General features: G+C 56.6%; 25 protein-coding genes. 20 read left to right on the top strand and 5 right to left on the bottom strand.

The features are described 5' to 3' along the window. Positions 1–49: 49 nt before the first annotated feature. Positions 50–1,345, bottom strand: a complete 1,296-nt coding sequence (locus RDN69_RS01025) for a DEAD/DEAH box helicase (protein WP_288218135.1) — start codon at positions 1,343–1,345, stop codon at positions 50–52. 220 nt (positions 1,346–1,565) lie between these two features. Here RDN69_RS01025 and RDN69_RS01020 point away from each other — a divergent pair, with 220 nt between their 5' ends. The 10 genes from RDN69_RS01020 to glmM all read left to right on the top strand — a co-directional run bounded on the left by RDN69_RS01020 (position 1,566) and on the right by glmM (position 10,211). Continuing rightward, entirely contained in the window at positions 1,566–2,423 is an 858-nt protein-coding gene (locus RDN69_RS01020) for a hypothetical protein (RefSeq protein WP_288218134.1), read from the top strand. A 143-nt stretch (positions 2,424–2,566) separates the two neighbouring features. Continuing rightward, the gene (gene glmS, locus RDN69_RS01015) at positions 2,567–4,396 is read left to right on the top strand and encodes a glutamine--fructose-6-phosphate transaminase (isomerizing) (protein ID WP_273259538.1); all 1,830 of its coding nucleotides are present in this window, start codon (positions 2,567–2,569) and stop codon (positions 4,394–4,396) included. A gap of 23 nt (positions 4,397–4,419) precedes the next feature. Beyond that, a complete protein-coding gene (trpS, locus tag RDN69_RS01010) occupies positions 4,420–5,403 on the top strand; it encodes a tryptophan--tRNA ligase (protein ID WP_288218133.1) in 984 nt (327 codons plus the stop codon). A 207-nt stretch (positions 5,404–5,610) separates the two neighbouring features. After that, complete coding sequence (locus tag RDN69_RS01005) at positions 5,611–6,135, top strand: N-acetylmuramoyl-L-alanine amidase (protein WP_288218132.1); 525 nt, start codon at positions 5,611–5,613, stop codon at positions 6,133–6,135. A 50-nt stretch (positions 6,136–6,185) separates the two neighbouring features. After that, a complete protein-coding gene (locus RDN69_RS01000; RefSeq protein WP_024048506.1) occupies positions 6,186–6,410 on the top strand; it encodes a DUF1659 domain-containing protein in 225 nt (74 codons plus the stop codon). A gap of 20 nt (positions 6,411–6,430) precedes the next feature. Further along, a complete protein-coding gene (locus tag RDN69_RS00995) occupies positions 6,431–6,637 on the top strand; it encodes a DUF2922 domain-containing protein (RefSeq protein ID WP_288218131.1) in 207 nt (68 codons plus the stop codon). A 94-nt stretch (positions 6,638–6,731) separates the two neighbouring features. Beyond that, positions 6,732–7,025, top strand: coding sequence for a GIY-YIG nuclease family protein (locus RDN69_RS00990; protein ID WP_288218130.1), 294 nt, complete (start codon positions 6,732–6,734; stop codon positions 7,023–7,025). A 58-nt stretch (positions 7,026–7,083) separates the two neighbouring features. Next, positions 7,084–7,908 (top strand): diadenylate cyclase CdaA, encoded by an 825-nt coding sequence (gene cdaA / locus RDN69_RS00985; protein ID WP_024048503.1) that lies wholly within the window; start codon positions 7,084–7,086, stop codon positions 7,906–7,908. Continuing rightward, entirely contained in the window at positions 7,905–8,825 is a 921-nt protein-coding gene (locus RDN69_RS00980; protein ID WP_288218129.1) for a YbbR-like domain-containing protein, read from the top strand. The genes cdaA and RDN69_RS00980 overlap by 4 nt, the downstream gene beginning before the upstream one ends. Before the next feature lie 24 nt (positions 8,826–8,849). Further along, positions 8,850–10,211 (top strand): phosphoglucosamine mutase, encoded by a 1,362-nt coding sequence (gene glmM / locus RDN69_RS00975; protein WP_288218128.1) that lies wholly within the window; start codon positions 8,850–8,852, stop codon positions 10,209–10,211. Positions 10,212–10,262: 51 nt separating this feature from the next. Here glmM and RDN69_RS00970 read toward each other — a convergent pair whose 3' ends face one another. Together RDN69_RS00970 and RDN69_RS00965 are read right to left on the bottom strand one after the other, a co-directional pair. Further along, on the bottom strand, positions 10,263–11,621 hold the full coding sequence (locus RDN69_RS00970; protein WP_288218127.1) for a PFL family protein: 1,359 nt from the start codon (positions 11,619–11,621) through the stop codon (positions 10,263–10,265). 8 nt (positions 11,622–11,629) lie between these two features. After that, entirely contained in the window at positions 11,630–11,902 is a 273-nt protein-coding gene (locus tag RDN69_RS00965; protein WP_034437342.1) for an ACT domain-containing protein, read from the bottom strand. 141 nt (positions 11,903–12,043) lie between these two features. Here RDN69_RS00965 and RDN69_RS00960 point away from each other — a divergent pair, with 141 nt between their 5' ends. The 3 genes from RDN69_RS00960 to RDN69_RS00950 are packed head-to-tail and all read left to right on the top strand — an operon-like array spanning position 12,044 to position 15,122. After that, complete coding sequence (locus RDN69_RS00960; protein WP_034437341.1) at positions 12,044–12,805, top strand: exodeoxyribonuclease III; 762 nt, start codon at positions 12,044–12,046, stop codon at positions 12,803–12,805. Between the two features lie 17 nt (positions 12,806–12,822). Next, positions 12,823–14,436, top strand: coding sequence for a glycosyltransferase family 39 protein (locus tag RDN69_RS00955; RefSeq protein WP_288218139.1), 1,614 nt, complete (start codon positions 12,823–12,825; stop codon positions 14,434–14,436). Further along, positions 14,433–15,122: a uracil-DNA glycosylase gene (locus RDN69_RS00950; RefSeq protein WP_288218126.1), complete on the top strand. Its 690-nt coding sequence runs from the start codon at positions 14,433–14,435 to the stop codon at positions 15,120–15,122. The genes RDN69_RS00955 and RDN69_RS00950 overlap by 4 nt, the downstream gene beginning before the upstream one ends. Positions 15,123–15,131: 9 nt before the next feature. Here RDN69_RS00950 and larE read toward each other — a convergent pair whose 3' ends face one another. Both larE and RDN69_RS00940 read right to left on the bottom strand, forming a co-directional pair. Next, the gene (larE, locus tag RDN69_RS00945) at positions 15,132–15,959 is read right to left on the bottom strand and encodes an ATP-dependent sacrificial sulfur transferase LarE (protein WP_288218125.1); all 828 of its coding nucleotides are present in this window, start codon (positions 15,957–15,959) and stop codon (positions 15,132–15,134) included. Further along, on the bottom strand, positions 15,934–17,088 hold the full coding sequence (locus RDN69_RS00940) for a RuBisCO large subunit C-terminal-like domain-containing protein (RefSeq protein WP_288218124.1): 1,155 nt from the start codon (positions 17,086–17,088) through the stop codon (positions 15,934–15,936). The genes larE and RDN69_RS00940 overlap by 26 nt, the downstream gene beginning before the upstream one ends. A gap of 104 nt (positions 17,089–17,192) precedes the next feature. Here RDN69_RS00940 and tpx point away from each other — a divergent pair, with 104 nt between their 5' ends. The 7 genes from tpx to RDN69_RS00905 form a co-directional block, all read left to right on the top strand. Next, entirely contained in the window at positions 17,193–17,699 is a 507-nt protein-coding gene (gene tpx / locus RDN69_RS00935; RefSeq protein ID WP_288218123.1) for a thiol peroxidase, read from the top strand. A gap of 116 nt (positions 17,700–17,815) precedes the next feature. Then, on the top strand, positions 17,816–18,982 hold the full coding sequence (locus RDN69_RS00930; protein WP_288218122.1) for a pyridoxal phosphate-dependent aminotransferase: 1,167 nt from the start codon (positions 17,816–17,818) through the stop codon (positions 18,980–18,982). Positions 18,983–19,093: 111 nt separating this feature from the next. Beyond that, on the top strand, positions 19,094–20,098 hold the full coding sequence (locus RDN69_RS00925) for an MBL fold metallo-hydrolase (protein WP_288218121.1): 1,005 nt from the start codon (positions 19,094–19,096) through the stop codon (positions 20,096–20,098). Beyond that, entirely contained in the window at positions 20,053–21,150 is a 1,098-nt protein-coding gene (locus RDN69_RS00920) for a S1C family serine protease (protein WP_288218120.1), read from the top strand. The genes RDN69_RS00925 and RDN69_RS00920 overlap by 46 nt, the downstream gene beginning before the upstream one ends. Then, positions 21,150–21,629: a 23S rRNA (pseudouridine(1915)-N(3))-methyltransferase RlmH gene (locus RDN69_RS00915; protein WP_288218119.1), complete on the top strand. Its 480-nt coding sequence runs from the start codon at positions 21,150–21,152 to the stop codon at positions 21,627–21,629. The genes RDN69_RS00920 and RDN69_RS00915 overlap by 1 nt, the downstream gene beginning before the upstream one ends. A gap of 11 nt (positions 21,630–21,640) precedes the next feature. Next, the gene (locus tag RDN69_RS00910) at positions 21,641–22,879 is read left to right on the top strand and encodes a hypothetical protein (RefSeq protein ID WP_288218118.1); all 1,239 of its coding nucleotides are present in this window, start codon (positions 21,641–21,643) and stop codon (positions 22,877–22,879) included. A 10-nt stretch (positions 22,880–22,889) separates the two neighbouring features. After that, the coding region (locus RDN69_RS00905) for a site-2 protease family protein (RefSeq protein WP_288218117.1) at positions 22,890–23,385 on the top strand (496 nt) is incomplete at its 3' end.

The raw sequence follows: 23,385 nt of genomic DNA, 5'->3' as shown, positions 1-23,385 counted from the left end.
TTACAGTATTATACCACGCAAAAAAGACCGTCGAGTGACGGTCTTTTTGTTATCGGGAGGAACGTTTGCCGCGCGACGCGCCGCATTTGCGTTCGTTTTTCGGCGCGGCTTTACGGCGTTGGCGAAGGTTGCCGCCGGCATGTTGCTGCTTGTGCTCTTTGTCCTTGGTCGGTTTGTATTGACCGGGCAGGACTACTTTGCGACGACCGGCGCGCGGTTTCTTGACCTTGACGTTGCCGTCGTGGTCGTATTTGACCAGCGGCTGCTCGATGCGCGCTTCAATGCGCCGCAGTTTGCCGATGTCGCGCGAGGTGACGTAGCTGATAGCCATGCCGGTGGCGCCGGCGCGACCGGTGCGGCCGATGCGATGAATGTAGTAGTCGGTATCGCCGGGGATATCGTAGTTGAATACATGGGTGACGCCTTCCACGTCAATGCCGCGCGCGGCGATATCAGAGGCGACGAGGTAGGCGATGCGGCCTTTGGCGAATTCGCGCAGAATACGGTTGCGCGCGCTTTGGGGCAGGTTGCCGTGCAATTCTTCGACGGATAAATGCGCCGCCAAGAGTTCGCGCGTCAGTTCCGCGGCGCGATCTTTCGTGTTGCAAAAGATGACGGCTAAAAACGGATTCATTTCACGCAAATGACGGATCAGAAGATCCGTTTTTTCTTCTTCTTTTACCATGTAGACGCGCTGTTCAATCGTGTCCAAGACGAGGCGTCCCGCGCCGGCGGCGAGTTGCGCCGGTTTTTGCATGGCGGTTTTGGCGAGGTTGCGAATTTCTTTCGGCAAGGTGGCGGAAAAGAGCAGCAGTTGCCGCGAGCGCGCCACGGCGCTTAAGATGGTGCGAACGTCTTGCAGAAAGCCCATGGCGAGCATCTGATCGGCTTCGTCCAAAACGATTTGCCGGACCGAAATTAAGGTCAGGGCGTCACGGCGGTAATGGTCGAGAATGCGTCCGGGCGTGCCGATGACGAGTTGCGGACGGCGTTTGAGTTTGGCGAGTTGGTTTTCGAGCGTTTGCCCGCCGGTGATGGAGACCATGTCGACGCCGACCGCGTCGGCGAGCGGGCGCGCGACGTCGGCGATTTGCCGCGCGAGTTCGCGCGTCGGGGTGATGATCAGCGCCTGTTCCTTGGCTTCGTCCGGTCGAATGCGTTGCAAAATGGGCAACAAAAAGGCGAGCGTTTTGCCCGTGCCGGTACGGCTTTGGGCGAGTATGTCACGACCTTTGAATACGGTCGGGATCGCTTGCACTTGAATTTCCGTCGGGGTGGTGATGCCGCGTTTGGTCAATACGTCGGCGAGTTCGGGTGTCACTCCCAAACCGGTAAATGTGGGCATAATTTTCTCCTTCTAAGTCGTCGGGGACGACAATACAATTTTATAACGATGAATTTACTTTTATTATAGCATGCGGCGCCGCCGTTTCGCCCGCGCGTTCGCGGCCGTTCGACAGAAACGCGAGCGCTTGACAGCGTACGGGAGAAACGTTCTCAGAGAGGTATCATTTTCTTGTCATTGTTTATTAGAAACAAGATTGTATAATGCACGCAAAGGAGTTATGATGAAACGCAACTGGCTGATCCGTACAACTTGGTTCTGGCTGTTGGCGAGTATTCCCTCGCTGGCGGTATATCTTTGGGATCCCCAAGCGACGGGGTACTTCTTTTTGGTGTTCGCGTTTTGCGGCTGGTTCGGTCCGCTCGTTATCGATCTGGTCGGACGACCGGCGGAGCGTTTTCGGCACGCGGTAGTGTACACGCTGTGGTGGATTTGCCAAATGGCTTTTGTGGCGGGCGCGATGATGGCGGCGGAAGAAAGCATCATCCATGTTGAAAGCGTCGCGGCGGCGTTCGGCAAGGCGGGGATTCTCGCGCTGCTGCAGTTCGTGTTGGTGTTGGCGGTGGAAGCGTTGACGCAGCTGGTGTTGGCGGGGTATCAAAAGTTGCGCGGCTTCGCGCGTGACTACGCCGCCTGCGCTTTTTTCCTCGCTTGGATTCCGAATCTGTTGCCGCTGGCGTATTTCGGCGGTTTTGAATTGTTTCGTTACTACCGCGCGGCGGAGCCGTACGCGATGACGGTGTTGCTCGGCTTTTTGGCGCTCATCGCCTGGACGCGCATGGGCGAGATTCTGCTGGCGGCGTTTGTTTTTCCGGCCGTCTTTTTCGTCGGTCAAGTGGGAGAACGAACGCCCCGCGCGCTGCTGGCGACGATCGGCACCGTGATCTACCTCGGCTTGCGTTGGCTGGCGGATTATTGGCTTTTGCAGTCGCCGGAAATCATCCCGGGAAACAGTCTTTTATACAGCTACGCGGCGCCCGCGGTGGTCGATTTTATCATCGTCGCCATGGCGGTCGCGGTCGTTCGTCTCCTGCTTCATTACCAAGCACGAGCGGCCAGCGATTATCGCTCCGTTTGAAACATTTCACCGACCCGGCTTCGCGCGCGCGAAGCCCTTTTTATTTGCCCTTGTAAGGTTTTTAGTATACAATACATAGATGAATATTTGTCCCCCGCTGCGGGGATTACATAATAGATTAGGATAAAGAAGGAGGCACATTTATGTGCGGTATTGTCGGCTATGTGGGATTTCAGGATGCGGCGTCGTTTTTAATTGACGGTTTGCGTAAATTGGAATACCGCGGCTATGATTCGGCGGGGATCGCCTGCTATGAAAACGGGAAGATTGAGATTCGTAAAAAAGTAGGCGGCATCGCCAACTTGGAGTCCTACCTTGAATCGCATCCCGTTCACGGGCAGATCGGTATCGGTCATACGCGTTGGGCGACGCACGGACGCCCGTCGGATGTCAACGCGCATCCGCACGGCGACGCGGAAAACCGTTTTGTCGTCGTGCATAACGGCATTATTGAAAACTTCATGGAACTGAAACGCGACCTCATCGCCAAAGGGCATGTCTTTGTTTCCGAAACGGATACGGAAGTCATCGCGCATTTGCTGGCGGATTTACATGACGGTGACTTTTTGTCGACCGTGCAAAAAATGTTGGACGTGGTGGACGGCTCCTATTCGCTGGCGGTGATGGACCGCGACGAACCGGACAAGCTGATCTGCACCAAAAAAGATAATCCGCTGATCGTCGGACTCGGCGACGGTGAAAATTTCATCGCGTCGGATATTCCCGCGATCATCAATGAAACGCGCGATATTTACATCTTAAATGACGGCGAAATCGCTACCGTGACGGCGGACAGCGTGCGCGTGATCGATCGGGAAGGTCGTCCGATTGATAAAAAAGTGCACCATGTGGACTGGTCGGCGGAAGCGGCGGAAAAAGGCGGCTACGAACATTTCATGCTGAAAGAAATCAACGAGCAGCCCAAAGCGATCCGCGACACGATGTCGATGCACGTTCATAAAGAGGATCAGTCGGTGTACTTTGATGAACTCGGCTGGACGAAAGACGACCTGCAACAGGTCAATAAGATTTTAATTACGGCCTGTGGTACGGCGTACCACGCGGGTCTTGTAGCGAAATATTACATCGAGCAGATCGCGCGCATTCCGGTCGAAGTGGATATCGCGTCGGAATACCGGTACCGCGATCCGTTGACGGACGAAAACACGTTCTGCATCGTAATCAGCCAATCGGGCGAAACGAGCGACACGCTGGCGGCGCTGAAAGAAGCGAAACGCCGCGGCGCGAAGAGCCTCGCCGTGACCAATACGGTGGGTTCGTCGATCGCGCGCGAAGCGGACGCGGTGGTGTATACGGTCGCCGGTCCGGAAATTTCGGTCGCGTCCACCAAAGCGTACACGACGCAGCTGGTGGCGTTGCTGTTGCTCGCGGTGTACTTCGGACGGATCAACGAAAATCTGTCTCGCGAGGAAGAAAAAGCGATTGTTTCCGCGCTCATCGAGGCGCCGGAAAAATGCCACGAAATTTTTGAAAATACGGAAATGATCAAGACGTTCGCCAAACATTACGGTTTCGCGGAAGACGTGTTCTTCATCGGCCGTTCGATCGACTACGCGGTCGCCATGGAAGGCGCGCTCAAGCTCAAAGAGATCTCCTACATTCACGCGGAGGCCTATGCCGGCGGCGAACTCAAGCACGGTACGTTGGCGCTGGTCGTGCAGGGCACGCCGATCATCGCGATCGTGACGCAGGATCATGTACGGGAAAAAATGTTCAGCAATATCCAGGAAGTCAGCGCGCGCGAAGCCATCGTGATCGGCATCGGTTATGATGACGATGCCGAACTCGATCATTTCGTGAAACACGCGATTCGCATTCCGCGCACGCATCGTTTCGTCGCGCCGATTTTATCCGTGATACCGTTGCAGTTGTTGGCGTACTACGCGGCCATTACGCGCGGCACGAATGTCGATAAACCGCGCAACCTCGCGAAATCCGTTACCGTCGAATAAGGCAAGCGACAGAAAGGAACGTTATGGATACTATTTTTTCGGGCATTCAGCCCAGCGGTAATCTCACGCTCGGGAATTATCTCGGCGCGTTGAAAAATTTCATCCCTTTTCAAGACACGCATGAATGCTACTATTGCGTTGTCAATCAGCACGCGATCACGGCGCCGCAGGATCCCCAGCTGCTGCATAAGCGCACCAACCAGTTGGCGGCCTTGTACCTGGCGGCGGGAATTGATCCTCATAAAGCGACGCTGTTCGTTCAGTCGGAAGTGCCGGAACACGCGCTTTTGGGCTGGATGATGATTACGTTGGCCTATGTCGGCGAGATGGAACGCATGACGCAATATAAAGACAAGGCGAAAAAACAGGGCGAATCCATTCCGTTCGGTTTGATGGCGTATCCCGCGCTGATGGTGGCGGATATTTTGCTGTACCAGGCGAAACTCGTGCCGGTCGGCGAAGATCAGCGCCAGCACATGGAACTCACGCGCACGATGGCGGAACGCTTCAACCAACGTTACGGTGAAGTGTTCACCATACCGGAAATGTTTACGCCGAAAGGCGGCGCGCGCGTCATGAGCTTGCAGGAACCGACGTCGAAAATGAGCAAATCGGACGACAATCAGACGGCGACGATTTATCTTTTAGACGATGACGACGCGATCGCGCGCAAAATCAAACGGGCGCAGACGGACAGTGAAAACTCGATCCGTTACGATCGGGAAAACAAGCCGGGCGTGTCCAATTTGCTTTCCATTCACGCGGCGATTTCGGGCAAAACCTTTGACGAACTCGAAACCGATTACGCGGGGCAAGGCTACGGCACATTGAAAAAAGATGTGGCGGACCTCGTTGTCGGCGAGTTGCGGCCGTTGCGCGAACGCTATGAAGAGCTTTCGGGCAGCCCCGAACTCGACGCGATTTTGACGGCGGGCGCGGAAAAAGCGCATGCCAAAGCGCATGAAACCTACGAAAAAGCCATTCGGGCGATGGGACTCTATCGCTGATTATCAAAAAAGACGCTGCGGCGTCTTTTTTTGTGCGCCAAAAAATTTCACATCGGACGTTGCGTTTTCACGTTTACCGCAATGTAGTAGGTGAGCGCGGGAGAAAGGAGGTCCGATGACAAGACAGGAATGGTATCGCTGGTTGATCTGGTTGTTGAGTGAAATTTTACGGCGTTTGTATGCCGAAGCGCATACGGAAAGCGAGTCATGAGTTTTTGGTGGTTGAACCCGGGGCATGCCTTGCACGGCGTGCCCGATCCGGGAGCGGTCGCCGCTGACGGCACGCGGGAGGCGGATGTCGTAGCGGTAATCGCGGCGGCGATCGCGGCGGGTTTACGCGCGCGGGGAGAACAAGTTACCGTGCGGCAGGATGACGATCTTGCCGCGGTAGTTGCGGCCGCCAACGCGGCGGGGGCGAATCGTTTTCTCTCCCTTCACGCCAATGCCGCCGCGACGCCTGAGGCGCACGGCGCGGAAGTTTTTATCCACCCGCAGGCCGCCGCGCCGACGCGACTTTGGGCGGAACGCATAGTTCGCCGCGGCAGCGAGCGCGGTCGTTATTTTCGCCATGACGATACGCTGTACCGCACCGCTAATTTCGCGGTGTTACGCGAAACGGTCATGCCCGCGGTGTTGGTGGAAACCGGTTTTCTGACGAACGACGTCGAGCGCGCCTGGTTGAAAACCGACGCGGCCGCCTGGTGGACGGACGTTATTTTGGCAAGTTATTGAGTATTCCTCCCGCGCATTATTTCTTATTTTTTCAAAACGAGGTGAAACGAATGGCATTACAGAAAGAAACGGTAGCACGGCGCCTGGCCCTGCGCGTGCAGTACACGGATGATAAGGGCGTGGAAAAATTTCGCAATTTGTCCTTCGCGCATGTCGCGCAGGACGCTACTGACGAACACATTTACGCCGCCGGCAAAGCGCTGGCGGGCCTGCAGTCGAAGCCGCTCGATCGGGTCGCTAAAATCGAAACGATCGTTTACACGGACGGCGAATAAAGTAACGAAGGAGGACATTCATGAAGACATTGCAAATGGTATTCACGGCGGGAAGTACGACCGGAACGCTCAGTCTGCGTGAGCCGAAAGACGGCTTGACGCTCGCTGCGGTACAGGCGGTCGCGCAAAAAATCGCGGCCGACGGCGTATTCGCCGACGTGAACGGAAAGTATTCGGAATTTGTGAAAGCGCAAATGATCGAACGCACGGTGACCGAACTCGCGTAACGGCCACACAAAAGGACATGCTTACGGGCATGTCCTTTTTTCTATACATTTAAATAGGCATTTGATATGATACAGTACGAAAAGGAGTGACAACGTGACGGAATATCAGACCTACATCGTTCGCTGCGCCGACGGCACATTGTATACGGGCATCGCGCGCGACGTCACCAAGCGTCTTGCCGTGCATAACGCAGGCGACGGCGCGAAGTATACCCGCGCCCGCCGACCGGTCGTTTTGGTGTGGCAAAGCGATGTGACGGACGAACGCACCGCGCGGCGCACGGAATGGTATATCAAGCAATTATCCCGCCGCGAAAAGGACGCGTTGATCGCCGGAAATGCGCGTGTACGGGCGAAACTCGACGCGTGGCTGGCGGCGCGCCCGTAAGCGGAACCGGCTCGGTCGCGTGGTATAATAGAGAGAAAGTATAAGAACGGAGTGAACCATGTTACTACAGTTACAAGCGCTGCTTTCTACGATGCGAATCCTCGATATCGTCGATATCCTCGTGGTAGCGGTGATCCTATACCAGTTGTACTATTTGATCCGCGATACCCGCGCCGTCTCCCTCTTAAAAGGGTTGGTGGTGCTCGGCGCGTTGACGATCGTCAGCAACTGGATGGATCTGCACGTCGTGAATTGGTTGTTGGAAAAGTCGATGACGGTACTCATCGTCGCGTTGCCGATCGTGTTCCAGCCGGAATTGCGCAAAGCGCTCGAACGGCTCGGCCGCGGTCGCTTCATCAGCCGCTCGTCCATCGTCGATGATGAAGAACGGATGCGCGTAATTGATGAAGTGGTGCTCGCCTGCGAACGAATGAGTGAACAGAAGATCGGCGCGCTGATCGCTTTTGAACGGGCGGTACGTCTGGCGGAATACGGCGACACGGGCATTTATTTGGACGCGGTCGTGAGCGAGGAGTTGTTGGGCAATATTTTTATTCCCAATACGCCTTTGCATGACGGCGCCGTTTTAATTCGTGAAAATCGCGTGGTCGCGGCGGGTTGCCTGCTGCCGCTGACGCAGGATCAGAATTTATCGAGCGCGCTCGGGACGCGGCACCGCGCCGGCATCGGCCTGACGGAGCAGGGTGACGCGCTGGTCGTGATCGTCAGTGAAGAAACGGGAGCGATTTCCTACGCGTACGGTGGTCATATTTACCGCCATTTGGACGGCGACAATCTGCGCCATATGTTGCGCAACTACCTCCTCAAAGGAAACGACAGCCGCTTGCGTTTCGGCGAATTCTTTAACTGGAGGAAATCATGAGAAAATGGCTGGGTGGTAACTGGACGGCAAAACTCATCTGCTTTTTCGTGGCGGTGTTTCTCTGGGTGTTTATCATGAACGAGCAAAATCCGCTGGTGGAAAGCAACTACGAGCTGCCGGTCGAAGTGACGCATTTGAATACTTCATTGGTGGCGTTGGATGCGCCGCAGAGCGTACATGTCAAATTGCGCATGCAAAGAAACACGATGCTGCAGTTGCGTGAATCCGATATGAAGGCCGTGCTTGATATGACCGATGCGAATATCGGCAAAAATGAAAATATGATGTTACAATTGATACTGCCGCCGGGCGCGGAAGTCATGGAGCAAAAGCCGTTGAATTTCACGGTCAATGTGGACGAAATGGCCTCGAAGATCATTCAGGTGACGGCCAAAGTGACCGACGATCCGGCCGATGATCATGGCGGCGCGGTGACGGCGATCACCCCGAACGTGGTGACGATTACCGGTCCGTCAAGTCTTGTGTCCCAAGTGAAAACCGCGCAGACGGTGATTCATACCGCGGGACGCAAAGCCGATTTCGATATCATGGCGGCGGTCGCCTTATATGACGCGCAGGGCAATAAAGTGAACGGGGTCACCTTGGCGCCGGAAAATGTGCTCGTCAAAATGAAACTTACCCCGTTGCGGGTCGAAAAAACATTACCTTTGGCGGTGCAAACCAGCGGCGCGCCGGCGAGCGGCTGGCGGGTAGACGCGATTGAAATCGTGCCGCGGGAAACGACGCTCACCGGGGAAAAATCGCAGCTGGACGCTCTTTCCGCCTGGCAGTTGCCGGCGGTTTCGGTGAGCGGCGAGGCAGGCGAGGTCATCCGACAGGTGGAGATTCCCGTGCCGAGCAACGGTACGGCGACACCGGAAACGGCCATGGTACGAGTGATTTTAAAAGAAGAATAAATGGGGAAACAGTAGGAGGAATTTATGGCAAGATTATTTGGTACGGACGGTGTGCGCGGCGTCGTCAATGAGACATTGACACCGGAACTCGCGTTTCATTTGGGACGCGCGGCGGCCGTGTTTTTTGTCCGGGGAGATGACGCTTGCGCGCGCCCGCGTTTTCTGATCGGTTTCGACACCCGCATCTCGGGCACGATGCTTGCCGCGGCATTGGCGGCGGGCGTTTGCTCGGCGGGCGGCGATGTTGATATCGTCGGCGTCATTCCGACGCCGGGGGTCGCGTACCTGACGCGCACCGGCGATTACAAGGCGGGCGTAGTGATTTCCGCCTCGCACAATCCGTATCCCGATAACGGCATCAAATTTTTTGACTGTGACGGATTTAAATTGACGGACGCGGCGGAAGACGAAATTGAAGCCATGTTGCGCGAGGATGCGCTCGGTGACAGCGCGCGACCGACGGCGGACGCGGTCGGTCGTATTCAACTGATTCCGGAAGCGGCGCAGCGTTATGCGGATTACATCGCGGCCTCGGCGCCTTGCCGTTTGGACGGTTTGAAAATCGTCGCGGACGCGGCGCACGGCGCGGCCTCCGCGGTGACGCCCGCCGTCTTGCGTAAACTCGGCGCGGAAGTCATCGCGATCGCGTCCGAACCGAACGGCGTCAATATCAACGCGGGCGTCGGCTCGACGCATCCGGAACTTTTGCGCGAACGGGTACTCGCCGAAGGAGCGGACGCGGGAGTCGCCAATGACGGCGATTCGGATCGTTGCCTTTTGATCGATGAAACCGGCGCGGTGTTGGACGGCGACCATATTTTGCTTTTGGCGGCGCAGCAGTTAAAAACGCAAAATAAGCTGAAAAATGACACGGTCGTCGCGACGGTCATGAGTAATATCGGTTTCAAAAAAGCACTCGAAAAAATGGGTTTACAGGCCGTTTTCACATCGGTCGGAGACCGGTACGTGCTGGAAGAAATGCGCGCTCATGATTATGTGCTCGGCGGCGAACAGTCGGGCCATGTCATTTTCCTCGACTACAATACGACCGGTGACGGCGTACTGACGGCGGTGCAGACGTTGGCGATCATGAAGCAGAGCGGCCGCAAACTTTCGGAATTGGCGCAACTGATGACCACGTATCCGCAGATTTTGCGCAATGTGCGCGTGTATGATAAAGAGTCGTGGCAAGATAATCCGTTCATCATGGCGGCGATCGGCGAGGCGGAAGACGAACTCGGCGAAAACGGCCGCGTTTTGGTCCGCGCGTCCGGTACCGAACCGTTGTTGCGCGTGATGGCGGAAGGACCGGATCATGACCAACTCGAACGTATCGTGACGGATATCTGCGCGACCATTCAACGCGAAATCGGCAGCGAAGAATAATTTTCATAATAAAAAAGAAGCCCGCGGGCTTCTTTTTTTTGTTGCGTTGATTTAATTTGTGAGACTGCGCACCGGCGCGGGAATACGACCGCCGCGGGCGATGAATTCCGACGCGTCGAAACGATTCACCGCTATGACGGGCGCGTATCCCAACAGACCGCCGAATTCGACCAGGTCGCCGACTTTTTTACCGGGCACCGGGATCAAACGAGTCGCGGTCGTTTTGTTATTGATCATGCCGATCGCCGCTTCATCCGCCAAAATCGCGGCGAGCGTCGCGGCCGAGGTGTCGCCGGGGACGGCGATCATATCGAGACCGACCGAGCAAACGCAGGTCATCGCTTCCAATTTTTCCAGCGTCAATGAGCCGCGTTCGACCGCTTCGATCATGCCGAGGTCTTCGCTGACGGGAATGAACGCGCCGGAGAGGCCGCCGACACGACTGGCGGCCATCATGCCGCCTTTTTTCACGGCGTCGTTTAAGAGCGCGAGCGCGGCCGTCGTACCCGGAGCGCCGCAGCTTTCGAGACCCATTTCTTCCAAGATTTTGGCGACGCTGTCACCGATTTCACTGGTCGGCGCGAGCGACAGGTCGATGATGCCGAACGGCGCGTGCAGACGCTCCGCCGCCACCTGCGCGACGAGTTGACCGACGCGCGTGACCATGAACGCCGTCTCTTTGATCGTTTCCGCAACGACATCAAACGATTCGCCGCGCACTTCTTCGAGCGCCCGTTTGACAACGCCCGGACCGGAGACGCCGACGTGAACGGCGAGATCGCCTTGCGTTACGCCGTGGAACGCGCCCGCCATGAACGGATTGTCTTCGACCGGATTGCAGAACGCGACGAGTTTGGCGCAGCCCAAAGCGTCATTGTCGGCGGTTAAAGCGGCCGTTTTTTTGATGATTTCGCCGATTTGTCGAACGGCATCCATATTAATGCCCGATTTCGTCGAGCCGATGCCGATGGAGGAGCAGACGCGATCGGTGGTCGCCAGCGCTTCCGGAATGGAATCGAGTAAAATCTGATCGCCGCGCGTGATGCCGTTTTGCACCAGCGCGGAAAAACCGCCGAGAAAATCAATGCCGCATGTTTTCGCGGCGCGGTCCAAGGCCTGCGCGACCGGCGCATAGTCGGTCAGGTCGCTGGCTTCCGCGATGAGTGAAATCGGTGTGACGGCGACGCGCTTGTTAATGATCGGCACGCCGTACTCACGGGAAATGGCCTCCGCGGTCGGCACGAGATTTTCCGCGACGCGACAAATGTGATCGTAGATTTTTTGACACATTGTTTCGCCGTTACGGTCGATGCAGCCGAGCAGAGAAACGCCGAGCGTAACGGTGCGCACGTCCAGACGATTCTCCTCAAACATGCGGTGAGTGGCTAAAATATCTTCAATATCCAGCATAGAACCTCCTACACGCGGTGCATTTTATAAAACACATCGGCGAGTTGCGCGCGAATATCCAGCCCCATGCTTTCACCTAGATCCGCGAACTGTTTTTGCAAGGTTTGCATATCCAGTTCCGCATCCGTCATGTCGCCCATCAACACCATGTTGAAGAAACCGTCTAAAATGGTTTGATTGATCGACAACACATTGATTTTTTGTTCGGCGAGCACTTTGGTGACCGCCGCGATGATGCCGACGCGATCCGCGCCGAGCACCGTTATCACTACCCGTTTCATCGCAGTCCTCCTCATAAATTTTTGTTTATTATAGCACAGTGCGAGGAGTATCCGAGCGATGATATGTAAAATAAAAAGTTTGTGTTTTGACAAACGTTCGGTGAGTTTCATACAATAGAACGGACAGTAAAGGAGGATTTCATGCATTACGTATCTTGGAATGTAAACGGTTTACGCGCGGCTGTGCGTAAAGGTTTTATGGAACGATTTGATGAATTCGCCGCGGACGCGGTTTGTCTGCAGGAAACGAAAATGCAGCCGCACCAAATGGAATTGGATTTGCCGGGCTACTATCAGTTTTGGAACAGCGCCGTCAAAAAAGGTTACAGCGGCACCGCCATTTTCACGAAACATGAACCGCTACAAGTATCGTACGGGATCGCGATCGAAGAGCATGATCAGGAGGGGCGCGTGATTACGCTCGAATACCCGGATCATTACCTTGTCACCTGCTATACGCCGAACAGTCAGCGGGAGCTCGCGCGGCTCGACTACCGCATGACGTGGGAAGACGCGTTTCGCGCGTACTTGCTGGCGCTGAATGAGGAGAAACCGGTCGTGTTGTGCGGCGATTTGAATGTGGCGCATAAAGAAATCGATTTGAAAAATCCGAAGACGAATCGTCGAAACGCCGGTTTCACCGACGAAGAACGCGATATGATGACGAAATTGCTGGATGCCGGCTTTACCGATTCGTTCCGTTACCTGTATCCGGACGCGGTGGACGCGTACACGTGGTGGAGTTATTTCGCGAAATCGCGCGAACGCAATGTCGGGTGGAGAATTGATTATTTCCTGGTGTCGGATCGTCTGGCGCCGAAGATTCAGGAAGCGCGGATTTATCCCGAAGTCATGGGAAGCGACCACTGCCCGGTGGATATCGTGTTGGATTTGGGTCGTTGAGCGGAGCGCAGACTTTGATGAATGGATCATTATGGCGTAAGTACGGCGGCCTGTTTCTGCTGGCGCTGATCACGTTGTGCGCGTTTAATTGGAATTTGCCGGTGACGGATCCGGTGGAGTCCAACTACGCCTTGACGGCGAAAGAAATGGTGCTGGCGGGGAACTGGATATCGCCGCAGATTTACGGACATTACTGGTTTGATAAACCGATTTTCGCGTATTGGCTGCTGGAAATTTCCTACGCGCTGTTCGGGTTCGGCGATTTCGCGTCGCGTTTGCCCGGCGCGGTCATGGGAGCGGCGACGGTCGTGATGGCGGGCGTTTTGGGCGAATGTTTTTGGCGGCGCAAAGACGCGTACTGGTACAGCGGTTTGTTTCTGCTGACGACGTTTGCGTTTTGGGTGCTCAGCCGTGGCGTGGTCACGGATCCGGCGCTGCTTTTGTGGACGGCGGTGACGATGTATGGCGCGTATCGCGGTTTGACGGAAAATTCGCGGCGTTGCATGATGCTCGCGTACGCGGGCGCGGGGTTGGCCGTGCTCACCAAAGGGCCGGTGGGACTTGTGTTGCCGGGTTTGATTTTACTGATCTGGCTTGCTGTGACGCCGAGCGTGCGCCGTTGGAAACGCTTGTTTGATCCGGCGGGCATCGCCGCATTTTTTCTCGTGGCGGCGCCTTGGTACGTCACGATGTACATGGCGCACGGCGCAGATTTCATTCAGGGTTTCCTGGGTCTGCACAATATTACGCGGGCCACGGTTTCCGAACATCCCGAGGATAATCACTGGTATTATTACTTGCTGATTTTGCCGCTTTCGGTGCTGCCGTGGACGCCGTTGGCGTTGCGGGAGATCGTTCGCGCGCGTTGGGAAACGTCGGCAGCGTATCGTTTCTGCGTGGTTTGGACTGTGGTCACATTGCTCTTTTACACGGCGATGGCGACCAAGTACATCACGTATACGTACATCGCGATTTTGCCGCTGGTGCTGCTCGCCGTACGCGCCTGGTTGTACGCGGTCGACAGCGGCCGCAACACCTATGACGCGTGTCTCACGGTGCCCGCCTTTTTCATGACGGCCTTGTATCTCGGCGGGATGGCCTACCTTAATCGCATGTTGATCGGCTTGGCCGCCGTGCTTTTGATTTTCTTCGCGTACACGTTGTGGCGCAGTCGTCGCAGCGGTTCTCGCGCAGGTCTTTTCGCGCGGGTCGCTTGGATGCTGGTGATCGCTTCTCTTTTGCTGACGGCGGAAGGATTGCCGTCGGTGCTGCGTGATCGGAGCACGGAAGAACTCGCGTCCGCATGGGCCGCGGAGCCGGGCGTTCACTACTGCTATCGCTCGTACACAACCTCGTTCCCGTTTTATACGGGGATCGTGCCGATTTTTGCCGATCGTAACGAAGAAAAAAATGAGGTGTGGGCGGGTAAATACACGATGCCGCAGGTGACGAAGGAAGAGTTTGTGGCGGCGCTGAAAGGCCATGAGCAAGTGACGCTGTTGGTGCCGCGTTCGCAGCGCAAGAATTTCGTCAATGAACCGTACGCGCCTCTTTTGCAGTTGAAAGAGCGTTTTCATTCCGGTGATATTTACGTGAATACGGCTTCGTTACGAACGGCGGAGGGACAATGAAACCCAACGTGGAAGCACTGATGGAGGATTTGCGCGCGTATACGAGCCCCCATGTCGCGAATCCCTGGCGCGAGCAGGACGAGACGGAACTCGATTTGCCGGGCGCGGCGGCGCGGCGGCGCGATTACCTGCGACGCTACCTGGCGGCGCGGCCCGCGCCGCGCGTGTTGTTGCTGGCGGAAGCGGCGGGATATCAGGGTTGCCGCTTTTCCGGGATCGCGCTGACCTGTGAACGCATGCTTTTGGGACATCACAAACGCGTTGGTCCGCAGGATATTTTTCTGGCGCCGGAGACGGTCGAACGCACGTCGCGCGTGACGGACGGAATGCCGACCACGCGCGCCCGACTCGGCTATAACGAACCGACGGATACCATGGTGTGGCAGGCGGCATTGGACGCGGGACTGCGACCGGAATCGTTCTTACTTTGGAATATTTTTCCGTTTCATCCGCATCCGGCGACGAATCCGCTCGCCAATCGCACGCCGCAGGAAGCGGAACTCGCCGCGGGACTGACGTTCGCGCGACGAATCATCGACATGTATCGGCCGCCGCTGATTTTCGCGATCGGGCGCAAAGCGCAACAGATGCTCGCGCAGGACGGCATTCCAAGCGTCGCGTTACGCCATCCGGCAAACGGCGGCGCGACCGAATTTCGGCGCGGCTTTCAGCAAGCCATCCAATAAAAAAACACCTCAGCGAGGTGTTTTTTTATTGCCTTCATGATCGTAGCGGCCGCTTCGGTAACCGTCAGGGGCGAATTGCACAGCCTCGATGCCGCATTGACGAACGCATTGTAATAATTTTTGTTTGCGCTTCGCGGAGATACGCGCTAGTCGTTTGGCATCCGCTTCAATCGTCGCGGCGTGACCGTCATAGCGCAGCCGCAGCGGTTCGCCCAACACGGCGCGCAAAAGAGTTTCCGCCACCGCGACTTTGCTCAATATGTGCGCGTCGAGTTCGGTTTCGTACGGAAAGCGGGTGGCGAGACAGGGCGCGGCCGGTTTATCCCAAATGGACAGACCGAGATGACGGGCGACGTCGCGGATGTCCGCTTTCATAAAGTTCGCGTCGAGGTAAGGCGAAGTCACGGGCAGTTCCCGCAGCGCCCGCAAGCCCGGCCGGTATTGGCCGAGATCGTCGATATTGCTGCCTTCCCAGACCGCCCGGTAACCGTGCGTGCGCGCGTATTCCAGCAAGGCGGCAAAGCGACGATACTTGCAATGATAGCAGCGATCCGGCGCGTTGTGCGCGACGGCCTCACAGTCGAGATCCGGCGTCGGCCATTCCATGTGGCGGATGCCGTGGCCGGCGGCAAAGCGGCGGGCCGCGATGCGTTCCGCCGGCGGGAGCAGCGGACTCACGCAGGTGACGGCGAGCAAATGGTCGCCGAGCATCTGCTGACCGAGATACGCGAGCAACGAAGAATCGATGCCGCCCGAATAGGCGAGCACGACGCGTTCGTCGGCTTTTAACAGTCGGCGCAGCCGCGTCAGTTTAGCGAGCGTTTCCGGCGTGAGCATAGATCGTTTCGACTCCTGCCAAAAAGCGGCGCGTGTTCTGTTCGATATCGGGACTTTCACGGAATAGCGCTCCGCCGACGAGGTACATAATATCGTCACCGTAGATTTGCGGCAATTCGGCGATCGCGTCGAGCGTCATGCCGCCGCCGATGGCGGGCAATAGCGGGCGGCAATTTCCCCACGCGCAGAGCGCGCCGTCACGGCTCGCCAGACACGCGTCATTGTGCACTCCGAAACGACCGCCGGCGCCCACGACGATGACGCTGTCGGCGCCGGCCAAGCGCGGAAACAAACCGTTATAGACAAAGGGGGAAACCACCGGTCGCGGACCGCGCACCATCGGGCCGCTCCAGGACGGGTGGCAGACAATGGGCAAAGTGAAATCGGGATAATTCGCGAGTTCGTGTACGCTGCCCCAACCGGTCAAGGCCGGCGCTACCATGATGCCGTTCGCGCCGAGCTCCTGCGCGCACAGCGCGCGCTCGATCAATTCCGCGCCGGCGCTTGTGATATTCGGCAAGTACGCCGTGTGGTGACCGGCTTGCGCGTTGGCGTTCGTGATCGCGTCGACGCACGCCGTCACGCGTTCCCGAAAAGGAGAAAATTTCTGATTATGCAGGCTGTGGTCGTCTTTCACCACCGCCGCGCCCGCGCGGGCGAAGGCGCTCGCCATGGCGGCGAATTCGCGGCTGCTGTGACCGATGGGTTTGAGCACCGCCATCACCAACGGTCCGGCGGGCACCTGCCAATAGTCGCGTAAACCGGTAAGACCGTACCGCGGACCGGGATATTCGGCGGCGAGTTCCGGACTCAATGTGAAATCCAGCAAGCGTGTTTTCGTTTGCAATGAAGAATTTCCGTATACCATATTCAAAATCTGTAAAATCTCACCCTGCACCGCTTCGGCGGGATAACTGATGGTGACTTTCCATTCCGCTTCATTAAACGGTTCGAGGGCTTCGATACGGCCGGTCATTTCGTCGGCGTACCAGGTGCCTTCCACCAATTCATAGGGATATTCAATCGTCTGTTCGACGGCGAGATTCTGAGCGAGCTGCTCCGCGGCGGCGCGATCGTTCGCGGTGACGGCGTACACGGCCTGCCAGCGGGGAAGAGATAAATGCGTCATAAAGACCTCCTTTATTGCCACTATCTTATCACGGATGAAGGGGCACGCGTGATATAATATAAGTGTACCGATTCATTTACATGTTATCTGAGGAGGAAAATATTATGGAAAAACGCACTACCAAATGGGATGGCCAGGTATTGGCTCTCGCCGGTAAGGAAATTAAAGTCGGCGATACCGCGCCGGACGCGACACTGGTCGCACGGGATTTAACGGCCAAGAAATTGTCGGACTGGGACGGCCAAATTAAAGTTCTTTTGCCGGTGCCGTCGATGGATACGCCGGTTTGCCAGAGCCAGGTTCGCCAATTCAACAAAGACGCGGTCGATTTTGCTGATGACGTCGTTGTCATTGCGTTGAGCACGGACTTGCCGTTTGCGCAGGAACGTTTCTGCGCGGCGGAAGGATTGGATCGCGTGGTTACGCTTTCCGACCACAAGACGGCGGAATTCGGTGAAAAATACGGTTACCTCGTTCCGGATCTGCGGCTGCTCTCGCGCGGCGTGGTAATCGTCGATCGCGACAATGTCGTACGCTATATCGAATACGTGCCGGAAGCCAGCGATCAGGTCGACTTCGCGAGCGCGCTGGAAGCATTGAAAAAACTGTAATAAGAGGACCGCAAAAAATAAAAAGTCGCGCCCTGAGGTGCGGCTTTTTATTACATTGAAACATGTGCGCGTCTTTGCTATGATGAAGTGAGATTATATATTTGAAGGAGGACCGCATGGACTGGAAAACAAAAATGGTGCCGCGGGTCGTTTCGATACCGCCGTCGGGCATTCGCAAATTTTTTGATTTGGCGAGCGCCATGGATAATGTGATTTCACTCGGCGTGGGAGAACCTGATTTCAACGCGCCGGATAAAGTCATTAAAGCCTGCATAGCAAGTCTGGAAAAAGGGGAAACGTCCTATACGGGCAATGCCGGTATTTTGCCTTTGCGTGAAGAAATCGCCAAACTGTTCGCCGAACACTACGGCGTCGAATACGACCCCAAGACGGAGATCACGGTGACGATCGGCGTTTCGGAAGCGATCGATATGACCTTGCGCGCGCTGTTGAATCCGGGAGATGAAGTGCTGATCCCCGATCCGGCCTATGTGGCGTATCCGGCTTGCGTGACGTTGGCGGGCGGCACGCCGGTACTCGTGCCGACGCGGCAGGAAGACGGTTTCCGTCTGACGGCCAAAGCGCTGGAACAATATATTACCGCGAAAACAAAAGTGTTGTTGATCGGTTTCCCGAACAACCCGACGGGCACGGTCATGGATCGCGAATCGCTTCTGGCGATCGCCGAAGTGGCGAAACGGCACGACCTCGTCGTTATTTCCGATGAAATCTACGCGGAATTAACCTATGAAGGCACGCACACCTGCATCGCGTCGTTACCGGGCATGCGGGAACGCACCGTCGTTTTCAACGGCTTTTCCAAAGCCTACGCGATGACCGGCATGCGTATCGGTTACGCCTGCGCGCCGCGCGAACTCACGGAAACGATGTTCAAGATCCACCAGTACGCGATTATGTGCGCGCCGACGACAAGTCAAAAAGGAGCGCTCGCCGCTCTGCGCGAATGTGACGCGGACGTTGCCGCGATGAAAGCGGAATACAACCGTCGTCGCCTGTTCGTATACGACGAACTGACGAAAATGGGCTTGCCCTGTGTGAAGCCGCAAGGCGCCTTCTACATCTTCCCGGATATTCGCAGCACGGGACTTACGGATAATGAATTCGCCGAAGGTTTACTCGCCGCCGAACGTATCGCCGTCGTGCCGGGCTCGGCATTCGGCGAACAAGGGAAAGGCCACGTGCGCATTTCCTACGCGTCGAGCATGGAAAATCTCGCCGAAGCCATGAAACGCATCGCGCGTTTTATCACCTCGAAAAAATAAGGCAATGACCCTCAGACAGCGGACAAAATGTCCGCTGTTTTTGGTTGGCGAAAGGTTCGCGCCGCCGCGCATATGCTATAATAAAAATTAATGTAAGAACGGGGGAAAACATTGCCGAAAACGCAGTTCAACACACTGGAAGATTTAGCGCGCGAGATTGCGAACGGGCGCGGTCAATATACTGAACAGAATACGATCAAGAGCGCTGCGCAGGACACGCCGAGCATCGCGCCGAGCGAAACCATGGCGGCGATGGAACGGCCGGAACTCGAAATGGTCACGCTGGCCTCTTCGAGCAAGGGCAATGCCACGTTAGTGCGCACGCCGCGGACGCAGGTGCTGGTCGATTGCGGGATCAGCGCGCGCCGCATCACGCAGGCGCTGGCGGAACTGCATGTCGATCCGGCGCAACTGGCCGGCGTTTTGCTGACGCATGAGCATAGCGATCATGTGAAAGGCTTGGCCGCCTTTTTGAAACGCTATCCGTTGCCGGTGTATACGACACGCGCGACGTTTCAGGCGCTCGGCGAGACCGCGGTGACGTACGCGCGCCGCTTTGTGGAAGTAACGCGGCCGTTTACTCTCGGCGATTTGGATGTGGAACGGTTCGCGATCAGTCATGACGCGGCGGATCCGAGCGGATTCACCTTCGCCGCGACGCGCGTGAAAGCCGCGGTATGTACCGACTTGGGCTTTGTGTCATCCGATGTGGAAGCGGCATTGCGGGAAGCCACGCTGCTGGTGCTCGAAGCCAACCACGATCCCGTCATGTTGCGCGAAGGACCGTACAGCGCGTTTTTGAAAGCGCGCATTTTGGGCGCGCGCGGGCACTTGGCGAACGGCGAAGCCGGCCGGTTGCTGGCGCGGCTGTACCGGGGGCGTCGGCTGGATGTCATTTTAGCGCACCGCAGTGAAACGAATAATACTTGCGCGGCGGTTGCCGCGGCCATGGAAACGATGCTCGACGCCACCGGCATTAAAGAGGAGAAGGCGGGCATTCACTGGCAGCACGGCGCCGTTTTGGGAAATGTGCGCTGCGCGTCGAAAACTGTTACGAACGAGGAGAAAGCATGCGAAACAATCGTAAATACATCATTATTATCGCGGTTCTGCTGATCATTATCGGCGTGCTGCTGGGCGTCTTTTTGGGGCGCCACTGGTGGGCGCCGCAAGGCGGTGGCAACGACTTGGAAGCATTGAATACGCCGAAAGAAGAGCGGATTTTATCCAATGTTCGCAATACCGCGATCGTCCAGGCGGTCAAACAGGTAGGACCTGCGGTGGTAGGCATCAGCACGAAAGTGTATGACCGCGATATGTTTAATCAGCGCGTGCTTGTCGGGGAAAGCGTCGGCAGCGGCGTCATTTTCGATAAAAAAGGTTACATCGTCACCAACTACCACGTGGTCGGCACAAGTGATGATGTCAATGTCATGTTGGCGACGAATGAAACAATCGCCGGCAAAGTGATCGGCCGCGATGAAGCCACCGATCTCGCCGTCATTAAAGTCGAACGGGAAGGGCTGCCGGTGGCAGAACTCGGCGACTCGAGTTCGCTTGTCGTCGGCGAACCGGCGATCGCGATCGGTAATCCGTTGGGCTTGGAATTGCGCGGCACGGTGACGGTCGGCGTTATTTCCGCATTAAACCGCACGATCAATCCGCTGGAACAGCATTATTCGTTGATCCAGACCGACGCGGCGATCAACCAGGGCAACAGCGGCGGGGCATTAGTCAACGCCGAGGGCAAGGTAGTCGGCATCAACAGCGCCAAAATCGCGAATAACGGCGTGGAAGGCTTGGGCTTTGCCATTCCGATCAACGCGGCGCGACCGATTTTAAAAGAACTGATTGCGCATGGTGAAATCCGCCGCGCGTACTTAGGCGTATGGGCGGTCGATCAAGCCATTGCGGCTCGTTACGGTTACGAATGGCCGGCGGGCGAAACCGGTATTCTCGTTGTGAAAAAAGATCCGCGCGGACCGCTCGGCGCGACCGATATAGCGTCCGGCGATTTTCTGACGGCGGTGAACGGAAACGCGATCACGAGTCTCCAAGAGTTGCGCCAGCAGATTGACGCGCTGGCGCCGGGGCAGAAAATTACGCTCGGGTATCGGCATGAAGGCGCGGATCGAACGACCGAAGTGACGTTGTTGGAGGCGCGCTGATGCGTTACCGTCTGCTTTGTGTCGGTAAGTTAAAACAAAATTTTCTCAAAGAGGCTTGCGCGGAATACGTCAAACGGCTGCGTCCGTACGGCGAACTGACATGTATCGAAGTACCGGAAGCCAAGACGACGACGCGACCGAGCGAAAAAGAACGCGAAGCGCAGTTGGAAGAGGAAGGAAATGCGCTGCTGCAGCAGATTCGTCCGCAGGATTATTTGATCGTGCTTGATTTGCACGGTAAGGAACTGTCGTCGACGGATTTCGCGGCGAAGCTCGCGGATCTCGCGGTCGATGGTATCGGCGAAATTACGCTGGCGATCGGCGGCGCGTACGGGCTCGGCGCGAACTTGCGCAAGCGGGCGCAGTTCCGTTGGGCGCTTTCGCCTTTAACATTTACGCATCAGATGACGCGGTACCTGGTATTGGAACAACTCTACCGCGCCGCTAAAATTAATCATCGGGAACCCTATCATTGGTAAGAGGTGACGGTATGGCAAACGAGCAGGATCAAAACAAGCAGGAAAAAGATTGGGCGCAAATCATCGACAAAAGTCGCAAGGACAACGCCAACATTATGTCGCTGTTCCCCACCGCGCCTCATCAGCAGGCGACATTTACGGAGCGATTTCGCGTACAGACGGCGGCCAGCGGTGAAGAACTGCTGACAATGCAAAATCAGTTGCAAGAGGTGTGCGATGAATGGCTCGCCGCGCGCGCGCAGGCACTGGCGGCGCAACCGGTTGTGGCAACGCCGGTGATCATTCGCGCGGCGCAAACGCGCACGCATCGTCACGGTCAGCTCACGCGGCGCACGTTTGCGGTGACGCCTCACTACTATGCGAAAGCGGAGGACGGGGTGCGCGAAGTTAATTTGGCGTACCATTATATGACGGCGCGGCGCGCGCATACGCAGACGGCGCTCAGCGATTTCCGCGAACTGCTGACGAATACGCATCAACTTTTGGGCGGCATCGACGGTTTGACGGAAGTCATCGACGGCCTCGCGGCGGGCGGACTTACGCAAAATCAGCGCCTTTTATATGAAGAAGAATTGAAAAGTCTCGCGCGTCGGGTGAACGACCTGTATCAACAGATCAACAGCGCGGCGTTCCACCTGAACGGCATGTTTAATAAAGAAAAAGAGGTCGCGGTCAACCTGCACACGCACTCCGAAGCGCCGGCGGATGTTTTACGGCATCATCAGGCGGTGCTTTGGGCGTACCGCAAGTATCTCGAATACCGGGCGAGCGGCAACCACACGTTGCAGACGGCGATGGAATCGTTGCAAATTTTCCTGCAGGCGATCCGCAAAGAAGTCATGCGTCGCAAGGTGGAAAGTTTACACCGCAATATGCAGGATATTACCGCGCAACGGCGTGAAATGATGGAGCGTCAGGCGGAGGAGGCGGCCGCGAAAGCGGAACTCGGCGAAGAATACGTACCGGAAGAATTGCCGGAATTACCGCCGGTGCAAGCGCTGGCAGCGGCCGATCAGGCCGCGTCGGCGGAGGAAATGGCGCGGCGGGCGGAACAAATTCGCGCCGATCGGGAAGCGGCTCGCGTCGCCCAAGAGGAAGCGGAGCTGCGTGCTGAAGAGGAAGCCAAAGCGCGGGAAGAGTCTGAATTCGGCGATGACGAAGAAGGCTCGCGCTCGATTGTGCCGTTGATTATTTTAGTTCTTATTTTGGTCGGCGTCGGCGTCTACTACTTTTTAGAAATCAGAGGGTGATTTCCCGTTTATGGCAGGTTATAACGAACCGCGCCGTGATCGTGACGAAGGTCCGGTGACGGACGGTGAATATCGAGTGATCGAAGATCGCGAATGGTCCTCGGAGCGGCCGGCGCAGGAGCCGCCGCGCCAACATTCCGGCAAGGGGTTTCAGAAATCGGCCGGTCTGGGCTTAGGGGCGATGCTGCTGTTCTTATTGAGCAAAGGCAAGAGCCTCCTATTCGCGCTTAAATATACGAAATTTTTAGGCACGGCTATCTCCATGTTCGTGATGATCTGGTCGTACGCGATGTTTTACGGTTGGCGATACGCGGCGGGCATCGTGCTGATGATCGCGATTCATGAGTTCGGTCATTACATCACGGCGAAAGCGGTCGGCATGCCGGTCTCGGCGCCGGTTTTTATTCCGTTCGTGGGCGCGTTGATTACCATGAAAGTGCCGCCGAAAGACGCGTGGCAGGAAGCGATTGTCGCGTTGGGCGGTCCGTTCTTCGGACTTGTGGCGG

The sequence above is a fragment of the uncultured Negativicoccus sp. genome, from assembly GCF_902480485.1.
In the GTDB taxonomy this organism is placed as follows: Bacteria; Bacillota; Negativicutes; order Veillonellales; family Negativicoccaceae; genus Negativicoccus; species Negativicoccus succinicivorans.
This window is presented reverse-complemented; position numbering and strand designations above follow the sequence as displayed.